This window comes from Chryseobacterium artocarpi (assembly GCF_001684975.1).
Taxonomy (GTDB): domain Bacteria; phylum Bacteroidota; class Bacteroidia; order Flavobacteriales; family Weeksellaceae; genus Chryseobacterium; species Chryseobacterium artocarpi.
The window spans coordinates 244,197-260,309 of sequence record NZ_MAYH01000045.1; the positions used below are offsets into that span (position 1 = coordinate 244,197).

13 protein-coding genes are annotated in these 16,113 nt (G+C 35.9%); 5 read left to right on the plus strand and 8 right to left on the minus strand.

Translation table 11 applies throughout. From position 1 onward, the window contains the following. Positions 1-70 precede the first annotated feature (70 nt). Genes BBI01_RS15950 through BBI01_RS15965 form a run of 4 tightly spaced genes read right to left on the minus strand, consistent with a single transcriptional unit; the run spans position 71 to position 3,354 of the window. A complete protein-coding gene (locus BBI01_RS15950) occupies positions 71-622 on the minus strand; it encodes a hypothetical protein (protein WP_123862159.1) in 552 nt (183 codons plus the stop codon). A gap of 6 nt (positions 623-628) precedes the next feature. Beyond that, positions 629-1,453: a hypothetical protein gene (locus BBI01_RS15955; RefSeq protein ID WP_065395639.1), complete on the minus strand. Its 825-nt coding sequence runs from the start codon at positions 1,451-1,453 to the stop codon at positions 629-631. A gap of 28 nt (positions 1,454-1,481) precedes the next feature. Beyond that, positions 1,482-2,675, minus strand: a complete 1,194-nt coding sequence (locus BBI01_RS15960; RefSeq protein WP_065395640.1) for a LicD family protein — start codon at positions 2,673-2,675, stop codon at positions 1,482-1,484. Then, positions 2,659-3,354 (minus strand): 2-C-methyl-D-erythritol 4-phosphate cytidylyltransferase, encoded by a 696-nt coding sequence (locus BBI01_RS15965; protein ID WP_065395641.1) that lies wholly within the window; start codon positions 3,352-3,354, stop codon positions 2,659-2,661. Before BBI01_RS15965 ends, BBI01_RS15960 begins: the two co-directional genes overlap by 17 nt. Before the next feature lie 148 nt (positions 3,355-3,502). Between BBI01_RS15965 and BBI01_RS15970 the strand changes: the two genes are divergently transcribed. The 4 genes from BBI01_RS15970 (at position 3,503) to BBI01_RS15985 (ending at position 9,746) form a co-directional block, all read left to right on the plus strand. Further along, positions 3,503-5,722 (plus strand): peptidase domain-containing ABC transporter, encoded by a 2,220-nt coding sequence (locus tag BBI01_RS15970; protein ID WP_065395642.1) that lies wholly within the window; start codon positions 3,503-3,505, stop codon positions 5,720-5,722. Next, complete coding sequence (locus BBI01_RS15975) at positions 5,682-6,983, plus strand: HlyD family secretion protein (RefSeq protein WP_065395643.1); 1,302 nt, start codon at positions 5,682-5,684, stop codon at positions 6,981-6,983. Before BBI01_RS15970 ends, BBI01_RS15975 begins: the two co-directional genes overlap by 41 nt. 49 nt (positions 6,984-7,032) lie before the next feature. Beyond that, the gene (locus BBI01_RS15980; RefSeq protein ID WP_065395644.1) at positions 7,033-7,992 is read left to right on the plus strand and encodes a hypothetical protein; all 960 of its coding nucleotides are present in this window, start codon (positions 7,033-7,035) and stop codon (positions 7,990-7,992) included. A 218-nt stretch (positions 7,993-8,210) separates the two neighbouring features. After that, on the plus strand, positions 8,211-9,746 hold the full coding sequence (locus BBI01_RS15985) for a YifB family Mg chelatase-like AAA ATPase (RefSeq protein WP_065395645.1): 1,536 nt from the start codon (positions 8,211-8,213) through the stop codon (positions 9,744-9,746). Positions 9,747-9,770: 24 nt separating this feature from the next. On the opposite strand, the gene BBI01_RS15990 is transcribed toward BBI01_RS15985, so the two are convergent. Both BBI01_RS15990 and BBI01_RS15995 read right to left on the minus strand, forming a co-directional pair. Next, entirely contained in the window at positions 9,771-10,247 is a 477-nt protein-coding gene (locus BBI01_RS15990) for a YdeI/OmpD-associated family protein (RefSeq protein ID WP_065395646.1), read from the minus strand. Positions 10,248-10,325: 78 nt separating this feature from the next. Continuing rightward, complete coding sequence (locus tag BBI01_RS15995) at positions 10,326-12,533, minus strand: S46 family peptidase (RefSeq protein ID WP_065395647.1); 2,208 nt, start codon at positions 12,531-12,533, stop codon at positions 10,326-10,328. An 86-nt stretch (positions 12,534-12,619) separates the two neighbouring features. On the opposite strand from BBI01_RS15995, the gene BBI01_RS16000 reads away from it, so the two are divergent. Then, the gene (locus tag BBI01_RS16000) at positions 12,620-13,057 is read left to right on the plus strand and encodes an META domain-containing protein (protein WP_065395988.1); all 438 of its coding nucleotides are present in this window, start codon (positions 12,620-12,622) and stop codon (positions 13,055-13,057) included. A gap of 109 nt (positions 13,058-13,166) precedes the next feature. Here BBI01_RS16000 and BBI01_RS16005 read toward each other — a convergent pair whose 3' ends face one another. Further along, a complete protein-coding gene (locus BBI01_RS16005) occupies positions 13,167-13,580 on the minus strand; it encodes a hypothetical protein (RefSeq protein WP_065395648.1) in 414 nt (137 codons plus the stop codon). Positions 13,581-13,586: 6 nt separating this feature from the next. Beyond that, on the minus strand, positions 13,587-16,109 hold the full coding sequence (locus BBI01_RS16010) for a beta strand repeat-containing protein (protein ID WP_065395649.1): 2,523 nt from the start codon (positions 16,107-16,109) through the stop codon (positions 13,587-13,589). Positions 16,110-16,113 lie beyond the last annotated feature (4 nt).

Genomic DNA, 16,113 nt, shown 5'->3' on the forward strand with positions numbered 1-16,113 from the left:
AATAAGTAGACGAAAATATAAAATAAAGCCCTCCAATAAGCTGGAGGGCGAAAATGGCGATCATTTTTTATTATTTCTGTTGTAAAATAGAAGTAATAAATTCTTTGGAGTTATTAAATGAAGAGTCGATGATTTTATTTTGCCTTAGCTGGTAAAAATTATCAGTGATAATTCGTACTGCACTATTGGCTTTATTTCTTTTTTCAAAGATGATGTTGTATAACGAGTCTAAATTCTCCTTTTGTAACTTCTGTTCTAAAATATCATAGAAAAATACATCTCCAAAGACAACCTGCTTTGCACTAAAGTCTATTTTTTCCTGACGAGACTTATTTCGGGCAATCTTTTTTTGAAGAGCTTTTACAATTTTTTTTTGATCAGAAGGAGTAATGCTGGCATCATCCATTGTCTTTTTCAACATCATCATTGCCTTAGACATGTCTTTCCCATAGCGGTTATAAGAATCATAAAAATCCTTTATATCTGCTAATTGAGCATCAATATTGTTGATATTCTGTAGTTTGGTAAGCTTTTCAACAGCTGGTTGATTATGCTCTTGCTGTGCGTTATAACTTACTACAATAAACAGAAATACTATTGATATGACTTTTTTATACATCATACGAGATTAATAAATACTACAGTGAGTCCACCAATCTCCGGTATCAGAGGTGTACTTTGTTACAACACTGTTATTTTGAACACCTGTGATCGCATTGAGACCTGCAATATTAAGAGAACTGAATGCTACGGTTTCAAAACCTCCACCAGCCAATGAGTTTGCCATTGTTACCATACCGGTAGATACATCTATTCCTGTGATCACTGTTGCGTGAAGACCTCCATCCGGCATTATTAATGTTGTTAAAACAGGATGTCCCTGTCCTACATGGATGTTTATATCCGTTGGTGACGAGATATTAGTACTGGTAAAGAAAGAATTAATAGCCGTATGATATTGTGAAGGAGTTGTTCCGGGACCTATTTCAAAAGTATTGAAGGCTTCTGCAGGTGTTTTTGCTCCGAAAAATTCAGCGAAATCATCTTTATTTAAACCTGAAACGCCTAAATATTTACCTACCCAATCCAAAGCTCTTACAGCGCAACTTCCTGAATCTGGGTCCTGTTGGCACATTGCAGGAAGAGTTCCTGGAAGATTATTGGGTGGAGGTGGGGTATTATTATCATCAATACCACCTCCGTCTGGTGGAAATGGATCATCATTATCGTTCCATCCCGGTGGATCATCATCATTCCATCCTGGAGGATTACTTCCATCATCGAATCCGCCATCGCCATCGTCATTGCCACCATGATCTGGAGCTGGAATAATAACTTCAGGGATTTCGGTTTCACTCTGCCCTCCGGCAAGTCCGCCTTTGAATGAATACAATTCACTCTCATTCAACAGCTCTAATGTGCTGTTGAGTTCTACTACGTTTGAGTTTCTCATTTATTTAAAAGTTTAAAAAAGGTTATTATCAGTAAGTAATCAGTTTTCCCGTATTATCTGTTTTAATGGGAGCAATAATGCTGTCAATAGAATTTTCTTTTTGTCTGTGGGACCATGAAAAGACCTTTATGTATTTGTCCCAGTTTTTATACATTTTGTTCAAAATTGATTCGTGATTTTGAGGAAGCAGGAGAGGAGCCTGATGAAGACAATATTCTTTTCCAGGAAGATAATCGCTTGTATAGGCTTCATATCCATCAGAAGTAATGAACGAATTTTCTCTATGAAAAAGCAACCAGATATCTACAAACGGGAAGGTGTATTCATACCCGTTTTTGTATTCACCATTTTCATAAAAGAATTTATAATATTCGAATCCTGTTTTATGCCAGATGCTTTTAGTATATTTTATAATATTTTCTTCTTGAACCGCATCCAGAAGAGTCTGAATTTCTTGTTCATCCATACATAGATCTACATCATCATCCCAAGGCATGATATCCTCATGTCTTACAATTCCCAATAATGTACCTGCATGGGCAAAAAGGTTTAAATTAAGTTCTTTTGATTTATTGGCTAAATAAGTCATGATGCTAATAGCCTGTTCCTTATGATTGCTTTCCCATACATTAATCTCCTGTATTTTTTCAAGGAAGAAGGAACTTCGATTTTGATATACCGGACATTTTTTTTCATTAAACTCAAACCAATCCGTATCTATCAGAAGAGTCTTTAAGGTATTATTGAATGATGCTTCAAGAATTTCCTCATCTACAGGCTGTCTGATAACTTTTAGAGATAATAATTTCTCAATATTTTTACCATTAACAATATAAAAATAGCTGCCCCAATAATACCCAAGCCTACTTGGGAATATTTCATTCTTTAAATCATTTTCTACATTCAGTTTATTGTAAGGAATTACAATATCCCAATCATTGGAGGTAGATTCTGTCTCATGAACAATTGTCTTGTAAGTGCAATTTAATCTTACGTCATTTTCGATGATAACGCAAGGAGCTTCAATATTGTGTTTTAAAATATACTCCCAAATAAATATATGTGCAGAATAGTTTTGAATATCTTGCGGACACATTTCGAAGCCATACTTTTCAGTATGATAATGGGTATTGCTCTTTTGTAAAGGGATGTCTGAGGAAATTTCAATAATTTCATGATCATTATGAAGAAATACAGAGTCTTTATTAATTTGGAATATCATATTCTGGGGTTTTAGTTTTTAATGCTTTAGCAGTTATGTAGTCTATAGGAAGGGTTATTTTGATATTCTCTTCATTTCCCTCGATGAGTTTTATCGTGTAACCGGAATATTCAGCCACTGTGGCATCATCAAAAAAATGTGATTGGTAAGAGGTTTCGTAAGCTTTTTTTATCACCTCGGATCTGAATACCTGAGGAGTCTGAATGACTTTAAATTCATCCCGATTCATCCCCATATTACCTTTTTCATTTATCCTCCTGATTGTTGGAATCATTGATACAGCAGGAACAACGGCGTCATGCTCTCTTATCTCAGTAAAAACTGCATTGATCACTTTTTTACTTACAAAAGGTCTTACTGCATCATGAATTCCGATGTAACAATGTGGGTCTTCAATAGTATCCAAAGCATTTTTTACAGAATGAAAACGTTCCTTGCCACCTATCACAATTCTGAATGAATGGTCATAATTGAATAGTTCACAAAAGTTCTTCCATATTTGTATATCATCTTTGTTAAGGACGAGGATAATTTCAAAGTTATGATGTAGATTATTGATGAATTTATCAATAGTATGCATAAGGATAGGCTTGCCATTCAATGGGAGAAACTGTTTTGCCATTTCGGCTCCTAATCGGTTTCCTTTTCCGGCTGCCAGTATAATAATATAATTCTTCATGTATTTCAATCGTTTCCTGTTTTTATGGTCGGGTCAAAACTATGACATGTAGAAATTCTTTTTATTAATGGACTGTGAACATATCTTTAAATCTCTGGTAAAGGGTTTTTTGGTGTTTTTTAGTGTCCTTATTTTGCAAAAAAAACTAATGATAAGACGATTTCCGCAGGAAAGGCAGTATGATAAAATGGATTGCGGTCCCACATGTCTGAAAATAGTAGCCAAACACTATAGAAGATTTTACTCACTTCAATTTTTAAGAGAATTATGCAGTGTGACGAAAGAAGGCGTTTCACTTGCGGATTTGATTTACACCGCAGATAAAATAGGACTAAAGTCGCATGCCGTTAAATGTACCGTAAATGATTTAAAGACACAGATAAATCTGCCGGTTATCCTTCATTGGGGAGAAAGCCACTTTGTAGTTCTTTATAAAATTAAAAGCAATAAAATCTATATATCCGATCCGGCAAAAGGAAAAATCGTTTACGGATTAGAAGCTTTTCAAAAAAAATGGCTTAAAGAAAATAATAAAGGAGTTGCTCTTTTATTACAACCCTCAACTCATTTTAAGACGATCAACATAGAGGAAAGTGTTGAACAAAAAAACGGTCTGTTTGATTTCTTAAAATATTTTTCAAATTATAAACGAATATTATTCCTATTACTGCTCGTAATGGGTATAATAACAGTATTAAACCTGTTCTTACCATTTATTTCGAGATCCGTGATTGATATTGGAGTAAGTAAAAGAGATCTTAAGTTTATAGAGATGATTCTTCTGGCAAATCTGGCACTCATCGTGTGTTCTTTTTTTGCAACCGTTGTCAGAGATTGGATCATTCTTCAGGTTTCAAATAGAGTGAGTGTGAACATTATCTCAGACTATCTGGCAAAACTACTAAGATTGCCATTCAGCTTTTTTGAAAATAAACATCCGGGAGATATTTTACAGCGAGCACATGATCATGAGCGTATCCGAAGCTTTATTATGGGAAACTCTCTTAATATTATCTTCTCTTTGTTATCATTTTCAGCATTTATATTGGTGTTGCTGATCTATAATGTTCCTGTTTTTCTGATTTTTATGGGAGGTACCATAACTTATCTTGTATGGATATTTCTATTCTTTAAGGCAAGAAAGCAGGTTGATATGAACTACTTTGCATTAATGGGCAAAGATCAGGGATTTTGGATTGAAACAATCAATAATATTCAGGAAATCAAGATCAATAACCATGAAACCGCAAGAAAATTAAAATGGGATGAGATTCAAGCCAAAATTTTTAAACAAAACCTTCAGATGCAGTCTATTACGAATAGACAGAATTCTGGAGCACAGGTGATTGATAACCTTAAAAATGTGAGTATTACATTTTATTGCGCCATGCTGGTCATTGATTCCAAGATGACGTTGGGTGAACTGATTTCAATACAGATGATTTTAGGTTTACTTAATGGACCGATTCAGCAGCTTGTACAGTTTTTTCTGAGCTTTCAGATGGCTAAGCTTAGTTTTAACAGGATTCGCGAGATAAAATCATTGAATGATGAAGATCAAAATGAGAACAATAATAATGAGCTGCTGTTCTCTTCAGGGGCACTTCGTTTCTCAAATGTTTATTTTCAATACTCACCAAGACAGCCTTATGTGCTTCAAAATTTAAATTTTACAATTCCGGATGGAAAGATAACAGCTATCGTAGGAGATAGCGGAAGTGGAAAATCTACCATTCTGAAGCTATTGTTAAGACTGTATGAACCATCTTCAGGAGATGTGAAAATAGGAGATATGAACTATAAACATATTAATATTTCTCATTGGCGTAATCAGTGTGGAAGTGTGTTTCAGGACGGGAAAATCTTTAATGATACTGTTCTCAATAATATTGTTATGAATGCAGAGGATGTTGATTATGAGCTGTTAAAACAAGTGGTGAGTGCCGCCAATATGACTGGGGAAATTGAAAATATGCCGCTAGGTTATAAAACGAAAATAGGAGAAAATGGCAGAGGGATCAGCGGAGGACAGAAGCAGAGAATACTTATTGCCAGAGCATTATACAGAAATCCAAAGTATGTCTTTCTGGATGAAGCAACCAATGCATTGGATTCTATCAATGAAAAAAAAATAGTCAATTCTCTTTCCAAGCTTTTTATCAATAAAACAGTAGTGGTAGTTGCACATCGTCTCAGTACTATTGTAAATGCAGATCAGATTATTGTAATGAAAGATGGAAGAATCATTGAAAAAGGAAATCATCAAACTTTAATGGAACAAAAAGGATACTATTATCTATTGTTTGAAAGTCAAATAAATGTTTTAAATGGAGCTGAAAAATTATACACAGAAGTTGAAACAAACTAATTCGGAAGAGATCACGTTTTTGGTTTCAAAGATTCCCAGTAGTATCAATATTAAAATATTTACGCTGATTAGTATCCTGTTAATTATGATCCTCATAGGAGTATTCAGTATACGATATCCGGATTCATATAAAGGGTCAGTTACTATCATTGCAGATAACCCTTCTTTAAACCTGGTTGCCAGCTATCACGGACCTATCGTAATTCTTAAAAAAGACCATGAGATCGTAAAAAAAGGAGATGTGATTGCTTATATTGAAAATGAATCAACATTTGATGAGCTTATAGAGCTTGAGAAAACGATTTTAGCTTTTAATTCAGAAATGGATTATACCCATTATTACAATACACTTCCTAAAATTGTTCATCTTGGAGAAATAAACAGCAGTTACTTTACCTTTATGAATGCGTTGCAACAATATATATTCTTTGCAGAAAACAAATTGTATGATAAGCAGTATCAATTATTGAGTGATCTTGCTCAGAAGCAGGAGAAACAGCTTCAACTACAGCAGCAAAGAATCCATATATTGAATAAAAACGATAAGCTTGCTCATAATAAAGTAAAAAGAGATTCCCTATTAAAACAATCTCTCGTAATCAGCCAGGAACAATATGAAAATACGGAGCAAAATTATTTGAATTCAAGACAATATAAGAATGCGACACAACAGGATATCTATAAGCTGGATCAGGAAATATTGAGTACAAAGAGTAAAGGCAATGAGGCTTTAATTTTAAAGACAGAAAAGACGGAAAAACTGGCATCTGATCTGTATAATAGTTACAATGATCTGGTGAATAAAATTAGATCATGGAGAAGAACTTACCTCATTACTGCTCCTGTTCACGGGAGAGTACAATATTTGAGCTTCTTGAAAAACAGTCAGTTTATTAATCATCAGGAGCCTATATTTGCTGTAGTCCCTATCTCAAGTAAAATGAACGGGCAGATGCTGGTATCAGATTTTGGGATGGGAAAAATTAAGGAAAATCAGGATGTTTTGATAAGACTTAATAATTTCCCACATGAAGAATATGGCTCTATAAAAGGTAAAGTTTTGAAAGTTTCGTATGTAGGAAACCTTGTGAAAACAACGAATGGAGAAGAAAAAAGATACCTGATAGATCTTGCCATTTCGCCTTCTGATAATCATATTACATTAACGGATGGCGTGATGGGAGAGGGCGAAATTATGACAAATAATAAGAGACTTTATGAAAGAATTCTTGAAAGAATATTATTAAGTGTATATCGTTAGTTATCATTCATTTCAGTTTTTTCACGATATTTATCAAAATATTAAAACGATGAAACTGAATTTTAATAAAGTATTTTTATTTCTCATGGTATTTTGCAGCATGCTGATGTATGCTCAGAAAAATACGTCAAACTTTGACGGTGTTTATAAGTCCAAAGGAGCGGCTTTTGTGATCAATAAGAATAAAACATTTTTAGTTATTGCTTATGGAACCCTGATCAAAGGAACATGGACTGTTGAAAAAGATATTCTTCATCTTAAACCTAAAAACCCTGATGCAAAGTTTTACGTTTACGCCCGAAAGAATCCTGATATTAAAAAAGGGATGAGAATGAGTTTCATGGGAGACGGTGTTGGAAGTAATATTTTAGTAGGAGAGTTCCCGGATAAAATGCAGCCGCTTTTTAATGATGATGCCAATTGTATGGATTACCCTAATGTTCATATTTTTAAAGAAAAATTGCCTGCAATAACATTATTGGAAGAACAAAATTATGAAAATGGAAGGGGGGTAGATATTCCGAAGTTAATGTATAATTTTCCCACTGGTGAGTACAACGATTTTATTGTACAATACATGAAAGATAGCCTTTATTATAATGATTTTATTTTTAAAATAACAAAACAAGGATTATCAGAAATGAATGAAGGATCAGAAAAGCCCTTAAAGAAATCTTCTCAAAAAGAACTTTCCGATGAAAAGGAATTGAATTTTCTGAACCAATCTTTTGACATGGCATTTGATGCAGATTATAAACTGGTCAATAATGCCTACAATATGAATGATGATATGACTGAAAAAATAGATTTAGCGAGCTACAAATACGATAAACAAAGAAATGTCTACGTAAATCCTGCTGTTCCGGTAAAGGGACTGAATTATAAAAGCGATGATTTTCACTATAATGATGTCCTGATGAAATTTGATAAAATTACAGGTACTTCACAAGCACAAGTTGCTGTAAAAAAATTATCCAAACCTTTATTTGTAGCTAATTGTAATAACTAGGTATAGCCACGAAATAAATATAAAGCCATTGCATTTGCAGTGGTTTTCTTTTTTCTATTACTGAGAATATTCTATTCATATTAAATCCACGATAGGATTTTCTAATTTTCATTTTTCTTAAAAGTATTTTTATAATTTATTGTAGGATAGAATATTATGCATTTAATTGTCTTTATTTTAAAATAGTATATTCATTATTTTTACTTCAAAAACACATTATGCTGATTAAAATTTACGGCAGTGCGATTCATGGAGTTGCTGCACAGACTATAACCATTGAAGTAAATGTAGATACCGGAGGCGTAGGCTATCATTTGGTAGGACTTCCCGATAATGCAATCAAAGAAAGTAGCTACAGAATTTCTGCCGCATTGAAAAACGTTGGTTATAAAATTCCCGGAAAGAAAACTACGATTAATATGGCTCCGGCAGACCTCAGAAAAGAAGGTTCTGCTTATGATTTAAGTATAGCTATTGGAATTTTAGCCGCCTCAGACCAGATTCTTGCTGAAGAAATTCAAAATTATATTATTATGGGTGAGCTTTCTCTTGATGGAAGCCTTCAGCCTATCAAAGGGGTTTTACCCATAGCGATTCAGGCGAGAGAAGAAGGTTTTAAAGGAATAATTCTACCCATTCAAAATGCCAGAGAAGCAGCTATTGTCAATGATCTGGATGTATATGGAGTAGAGAATATTAAAGAAGTGATAGACTTTTTTAATGAGGGAAAGCCTATTAATAAAGTTATTCTGGATACCCGAAAAGAGTTTCATGAAAAGATCAATAATTTCCCTTTTGATTTTTCAGAAGTTAAAGGACAGGAAACGGCAAAAAGAGCCATGGAAGTAGCTGCTGCTGGTGGTCATAATATTATTTTAATAGGTCCTCCCGGAAGTGGAAAAACAATGTTGGCAAAACGTGTTCCCAGTATTTTACCTCCTTTGACCTTGAAAGAAGCTTTGGAAACGACAAAAATACATTCCGTAGCAGGAAAAATAGGAACGGAAGCTTCATTGATGACAGTACGTCCCTATCGAGCACCTCATCATACGATTTCAGACGTGGCATTAGTTGGTGGGGGAAGTTATCCCCAACCGGGAGAAATTTCTCTGGCTCATAACGGAGTCTTGTTTCTGGATGAAATGCCGGAATTTAAACGAACTGTTTTGGAAGTAATGCGTCAACCGCTGGAAGATCGGGAGGTCACTATTTCAAGAGCGAGATTTACCGTTAACTATCCGGCAAGTTTTATGTTGGTTGCTTCAATGAACCCTAGTCCGAGTGGATTTTTCCCGGATGATCCCAATAACACTTCCTCCGTGTACGAAATGCAACGGTATATGAACAAGCTTTCCGGACCGCTTCTTGATAGAATTGATATTCATATTGAAGTTCAGAAAGTAGAGTTTGAACAGTTGTCTGAGAAAAGAAAAGGAGAGAAGAGCGAAGATATAAGAAAACGTGTTTTAAAAGCTAGGGAAATTCAGAATGAAAGATATAAAAATCTCAATATAAGCAGTAATGCACAGATAGGACCTAAAGAACTTGAGGCTTTTTGTGAATTAGATGAAACCTCTTTACAGCTTATAAAATTAGCCATGGAAAAACTTAATCTTTCAGCAAGAGCATACGACAGAATACTTAAAGTTGCCCGTACCATTGCTGATCTGGAAGAATCTGAAAAGATACTTTCTCATCATATTTCCGAGGCAATCCAATATAGAAGCTTAGACAGAGAATTCTGGAATGCATAGTAAAAAAATATAGGGAGTAAACCCTTAAACTCCCTTTTTTCCGTCCAAGATCATTTGTATCATTTTGGTCTTTCTGTTCTCTCTGGTTTCCGGTTTCTTTGCTTCTTCTATCCAGCGGATATATTCTTTTTTGTGAGTATAGCTCATCTTATGAAATAATAATTTGGCTTCCGGATTATCATTAAAGATTATGGTAATGTCATCTGCAATTTCAACAATTCGTTCTTCTTTATCCTCAATAAGTGAGACAATTATTTCATCTCCAAAAGTTTTTCCAAGTTTCTTTCTGATCTCCTGTGTTATGCCTAAAATATGACAATCAGATTTCATTTTGACAAGACTTCCACGATATTTGATTTTATGATCAAATATTGCCTTCACTTTTACCAACCCTTTTTTATTGAACAGTTCTTCTGTGGAAAATGGGAATTCTACAAATGCGGCATTTATTTCTCCGTTTTGCTTAATAATTGCAGTAAAGTCTATAGATTGAAGCTCCATAATGGAATAAATTTTAATTCTCAAAAATAAAAAAACCGTGAAAGTAAATTTCACGGTTTCAAAATATATCAAAAAAGATTATTTTTTCTTTGTTTTCTTAGGTGTTGCTGTAGTTCCTGAGTTTTTAGTTTTTGTATCAGCCGGAGTATTTTCATCTCTTACAAGCTTTAATTCATCCACTAATCTTCTTGCACCAGCAAACTTATCAATTGTCCAAAGTACAAAACGAACGTCAACGTTGATTGTTTTCTGCCATTCAGGCTCGAATACGATATCTCCGCTTAATGCTTCGCTGTTTCCATCGAATGCGATACCGATAAGGTTTCCATCACCGTCAATTACCGGAGAACCTGAGTTACCTCCTGTAATATCATTGTTTGAAAGGAAGTTTACAGGCATGTATCCTTTTGCATCAGCATATTGTCCGAAATCTTTAAGGTTGTAAAGGTCAATCACTCTTTGAGGAAGATCAAATTCTTCATCACCTTTCTTGTATTTTCCAACAAGACCAGCCATGTCTGTATAGTAGTTATCTGTAACACCGAAGTAATTTCTGTCTTCTCTGATAGGAAGTTTATCTACTGTACCATAAGTTAATCTCATCGTAGAGTTAGCATCCGGGTAGAATTTCTTTTCAGGCATTGCTTTTACTAAACCAGCTAAGAATAGGCGGCTGTTTTTAGCAAAGTTATCATCTATTTTAACAAATCTCTCATTACTCATTTTCTGATCAGCAACAATACCGTTTGCAGCTTTCCAAAGTGGATCAGTATCCAATTTTAAAGCATCAGGGTTTAATAAGAAGTTTGTTGCAGAAGTTTTGTTCGCAAAAATAGAAGAATAAGCAAGGTTAGAAACTGTTTTAGCATCTAATCCTAAAATTGTAGCAGATGCCACTTCAGGATTTTTTACTCTTGCTTGATAAAGGCTAGTCATTGCAGCAAGCATCTCACCTTCTAGAGAAGGGCTGAAATTTTCATAAGCAGCTTTGATAGCAGCCTCAGTTTTAGCTTTCATAGCTAGTCTTCCCTGCATATCCTGAGCAGCATAAGCTTTTAAAACAGAACCTACTTGTAAAGCAAGAGAAATATACTTCGCGTTTCTAGAGAATTGAGCAGAATAATTTCTTTCAACATTTCTTTCAGAAACTTGTCTGTAATAAGCATCAATATCTTGTAAGATACCATCATAAGCATCATTGCCTGGCATTGCAGACCATTTCTTATAAATATCTTCAATTTTTTGTTTGTCAGAGATTGTACCATTCTTCAATACAGCATCAATAGTACCTTGTCTGTTTTTCCAGTAGTTTGCTACAGAAGCGTACTGAGAAGCATAGTTAAGCTGAGTAGCTTTATCTTTATCCATGTACTTCTTCATTACATCCATCGCTGTTTTAGAAGCCTCTACCCAAGCTGGATAGTCTTTGTTTACCATTTGCTGAATTCCGTAAGAAGTCAGGTAACGGTTTGTTCTACCAGGGTATCCCATGATCATTGAGAAATCACCAGGTTTAATTCCTTTAAGTGAAACCGGTAAGAAATGCTTAGGTTTCATTGGAACATTGCTTGGAGAATATTCAGCCGGGTTACCAGCAGCATCAGCATATACTCTGAAGACAGTGAAGTCTGCAGTATGTCTTGGCCACTCCCAGTTGTCAGTATCACCACCGAATTTTCCTAATGATGAAGGTGGAGCACCTACTAATCTTACGTCTTTGTAATCTTGGTATACAAAATAGTAAAATTCATTTCCGTTGAAGAAATCTTTTACTACTACAGTATATTTTCCGTTTTCAGAGTTTTCTGTTTGGATTGCTTTAGTTTCAGCATCAATAACAGCTTTTCTCTCTGCTCCGGTCATATTGTTGTTTAGCTTAGACGTGATTCTCTGAGTAGCATCATCCATTCTTACTAAAAATCTTACGTAAAGATCTTTTGCGTTGAATTCGTCTTTTTGCTTCATTGCCCAGAAGCCATTCTTTAAATAGTCTTTTTCAGGAGTAGAAGCAGCCGCTACAGCTCCATAACCGCAGTGGTGGTTTGTGAATAAAAGTCCTTTGTCAGAAACAATTTCACCTGTACAGAAACCACCGAAACTTACGATAGCATCCTTCATACTTGAATTGTTCACTGAGTAAATCTCCTCAGGCGTAAGATGTAGACCCTCCTTTTGCATATCAACACCGTTAAGTCTTTTGATGAGCATTAGCAGCCACATCCCCTCATCCGCCCTCATCTGAGCAAAGCTCAATAAGAAAGTGAATAGTAGAAATAGTCTTTTCATTTTATAAAATAATTTTTGTGACGCTAATTTACTAATTTTTACGAGATTCTGTGGCGGATTGGTATGAAAATGGGATGATAAAACACATGAAAAGAATACTATTACCTCTTTTGGCTGTTTTATTTTTAGGAGTTGTTCTAAACTGTTCAGCTGTCCCTCAAGTGAAAGATCATAAAATTCAGAGACAATGGATGTTGATTTCATTAGATGGATTTTCTAAAGACCAGCTTGTTGCTCATAAAGCAGAGCTTAATTTGACATCCCCGATGGAAGATGGTAAAATCCAGGGAAGTGTATATATGGGTTGTAATCAAATGTCTTATACTACTGAGTTTAAAGAAAACGGAAATGTGAAAATTTCAAATGGAGTAGGTACTATGAAAGCATGTAAGGATATGAATCTGGAAAATGCTTTTCAGAAAAATTTTAATACGATGACAAAATATACCGTAGAAGGACATTTCCTTACTTTGTCTGATGATGCAGGAAACTCAATGAAATTTGTTGCTGCAGACTGGGATTAATTTCTCTCAGCTTAAAAATATAAAAAGTCCGCTTGGTAGCGGACTTCTTTTTGTTTGAAAAATCTAGTTTGGTTATCAGCTTTTGAGAGTTATTAGTTTTTGAGGGTCATTAGTTTTTAGGGATTGTTTTTTTTATTTCCTCTAAAGTTGCCGTGTTTGGCAGTCCAATGGTTGTTTTGCTTGTGTTCCTAGAATTTATAGTATGAGATGCCTGTCTGTTGGGAATCGTTTTTTTGAGGTCTTCAAGACTTGCTGTATTGGGAAGCATTGTGCCTGAAGATTTGTCTGTAGACTTAGGTTTAGACTCTTTATTTTTAACTTCAAGTCCATGATCGGAAACAAATCCTGTTGGTGTCGTTTTTTTCTCCGCATTTTCTTTAGTCTCCTTCAATATCTTTGCTTCATGCTCTTTTACCTGTTTTAATGCTGATGCCTGATCTTCTACAGGTGCAGATTTTGTACTTTCCTGAGCGTAGGTGATTATGCTTAGAAATAATAACGGGATGATATATGCTATTTTCATGACGGTTTATTTTATGTTGACTAATACTTGAATTTTTCCAATCTCTTTTTGATCATAATCCTGAAGAGCTTTTCCGATGACCTGTCCTATTTTTACTTTTTTAAGATCAGCTTTCATGGCAACTCCAGCCTTTGATGAGGTAACTAAAAGATCTCCTCTTTTAATTTTACCATTCTCCAGACAAACTTTTGTTGGTATAACACCTATCACACCCATCGGAACTTTATTGGAAAGGTCTGTATCAATGTGTTCTTCGGTAAGAAGTACACCTGGTTTTGTAGCATATACTCCGGCTACAAGATTAGAATAAGGTTTTGAGGATTTTTCTACCGTTCTGTCTGCTGTTGTTGAGATAGTCAGAATATCACCCGGTTCATACTCGGAAATGTTTCCATTTACGTCAAATGCTTCTGCAACATCGGCACCACTATTTTGTGTTCCTCCGTTAAAAAAGCCTTTTCCTGTATTATCTATACGTGCTACGTTTACAGTTCCTGGATTTCCGGATTTGAATACGGCAATAGAACCAGCACTATGTGTTTCTGCTGTAAGGACAGGGTTGGTATTGGAGGTATTAAAATTAACAAGTCTTGCTGCTCGCCCGGTTGCAAAATTTGGAACCCAGGCAAAAAGAGCGTTTCCTGATCCATCTATTGTTGTTTCAACTCCGTCCCCTGTATTGGATGCATTGGCAGTGATTCCGTTTCCATTTCCATCCGCAATAGCTACTAAAGCGGGTCCGTTTCCGGCAGTATTACTTGCATGAAATAAGCCGGCAAATCCTCCTGTTCCTGAAGATATTCCATAAATACCGGCTGTTCCGAAATTAGCAAACTGTGAATTGACTTCTCCTTTTACAGCAGGAGATGTTCCGGTAACTCTGTCTACTTCAAAACTTCCGGCAGTACCATTTCCAACGGTTTTTACTGTTATGACATCATTTGTATTATTTTCATTGAAAATTTCAAATCTACCGGCTCTTCCGGTTGCAAAAGATGGAACCCAGGCATAAAGAGCATTTCCCGCTCCGTCAATATTGGTTTCTACACCATTTCCATCTTTTCCGGCATTGGCAGTAATAGCATTTCCGTTTCCATCTGTAAGAGCAATTAAAGAAGCTCCATTTCCTGCAGGGTTTGATGCGTAGAATAATCCGGCACGTCCTCCTGTTCCTGAAGATACTCCAAATACTGCTGCTGCACCAAAGTTTCCGAAAATAGTATTTACTTCCGCTCTTACTGCTGCACCCACGCTATTGGTATTATCAAGCAGGAAAGAAGAGGCATTTCCTTTTGTGTTATCCGGAATATTACCATTTCCATTTGATTTTACTTCAAAAGTATTGGCATCGGTATTAGATTGATTTGTATTTTCAAACCTACCAGCCCGTCCGGTACTGTTGTTGAGACCAACTTGCCCATATACACCAATTCCGGTTCCTGCTGTATTGGTTGCAATGAAACCTCGTACTCCATAACCTCCGCCATCATTTCTTCCCACGACGGCTCCGGCGATATCACTGGTAGTAAGCCCTACTACAGCTTCTCCATTTCCGTTGTTACTACCCAATACACCGGCAGAAGTCTGCGCACTGGTGGATCCTCTAAGAGCAATACCTGCTCCTGTAGAACTGGCTACACCATCACCATTCCCTGTAGTGGTTACATTTACAATGGTTCCGTTTCCTACACTGGAAACATTGAGGGCATTATTATTATTGGCATTGTTGAAAATAGAAATACTCGCAGGAATACCATTATTACTGGTTGCTGTAAGCCCCGTACCTGTATTACTGTTAGCATAAACTCCGGTTCCGTTTGTTGTAGCGTTGCCATAGACCCCTAATCCGTTTGGAGTGGTACCATAAACACCCCAGCCGCTTCCAGCCTGACTTCCCCATACTCCAATTCCAAGTCCTCCGGTTCCGTTATTAATTCCCCGAACACCGCTAGAGAATCCGCCAGGAGATGCATTGCTTACAATACCTCTTACGGCGGTAATACTTGATGTAGCTGTATTATTGACTCCTTCCAGTGAGGTTCCATCTCCATCATTTATTAATGAAAATAGGGTAGAAGCATTATTTGTTGTATTGGTGTAAGGAATGGTGAAACTACCACCGCCGCCCCCTGCGGATTTCGCATACATAGCATAAGGTACACTTAATAACTGGCTCGTTCCTGTTATCGTATAATTAGTTCCTCCAGCAGGATCGGTTTCTGTTTTTAAATAATAACTTCCTGAAGACCAGTCAATGGATGCAAAAGTTCCTGTAATTATAGTTCCCGTACCTATTTCCATGCTGATTAAACCATTGGCATTGGTATTTCCGGTAAGTCGTTCTGAATAAACGGCTGCGCCTGCTGGCGAACCTTGTAATACACTTACTCTAATGGCTATTGCCTGATTACCTAAAAGTTGTCCGGAACCATTTCTGATTACTGCTTGGTAGCTCATTTTTTCCGGAGCCTGTGAAAGTCCCATAAAGAAACCGGACAGGATCCAAAACATTGATAATATTTTTTTCATAGTG

Excerpts from the sequence above, each read along its gene's own strand:
- BBI01_RS15950 (WP_123862159.1), bottom strand. The coding sequence starts at position 622 with ATGATGTATAAAAAAGTCATATCAATAGTATTTCTGTTTATTGTAGTA.
- BBI01_RS15955 (WP_065395639.1), bottom strand. The coding sequence starts at position 1,453 with ATGAGAAACTCAAACGTAGTAGAACTCAACAGCACATTAGAGCTGTTG.
- BBI01_RS15960 (WP_065395640.1), bottom strand. The coding sequence starts at position 2,675 with ATGATATTCCAAATTAATAAAGACTCTGTATTTCTTCATAATGATCAT.
- BBI01_RS15965 (WP_065395641.1), bottom strand. The coding sequence starts at position 3,354 with ATGAAGAATTATATTATTATACTGGCAGCCGGAAAAGGAAACCGATTA.
- BBI01_RS15970 (WP_065395642.1), top strand. The coding sequence starts at position 3,503 with ATGATAAGACGATTTCCGCAGGAAAGGCAGTATGATAAAATGGATTGC.
- BBI01_RS15975 (WP_065395643.1), top strand. The coding sequence starts at position 5,682 with ATGGAGCTGAAAAATTATACACAGAAGTTGAAACAAACTAATTCGGAA.
- BBI01_RS15980 (WP_065395644.1), top strand. The coding sequence starts at position 7,033 with ATGAAACTGAATTTTAATAAAGTATTTTTATTTCTCATGGTATTTTGC.
- BBI01_RS15985 (WP_065395645.1), top strand. The coding sequence starts at position 8,211 with ATGCTGATTAAAATTTACGGCAGTGCGATTCATGGAGTTGCTGCACAG.
- BBI01_RS15990 (WP_065395646.1), bottom strand. The coding sequence starts at position 10,247 with ATGGAGCTTCAATCTATAGACTTTACTGCAATTATTAAGCAAAACGGA.
- BBI01_RS15995 (WP_065395647.1), bottom strand. The coding sequence starts at position 12,533 with ATGAAAAGACTATTTCTACTATTCACTTTCTTATTGAGCTTTGCTCAG.
- BBI01_RS16000 (WP_065395988.1), top strand. The coding sequence starts at position 12,620 with ATGAAAAGAATACTATTACCTCTTTTGGCTGTTTTATTTTTAGGAGTT.
- BBI01_RS16005 (WP_065395648.1), bottom strand. The coding sequence starts at position 13,580 with ATGAAAATAGCATATATCATCCCGTTATTATTTCTAAGCATAATCACC.
- BBI01_RS16010 (WP_065395649.1), bottom strand. The coding sequence starts at position 16,109 with ATGAAAAAAATATTATCAATGTTTTGGATCCTGTCCGGTTTCTTTATG.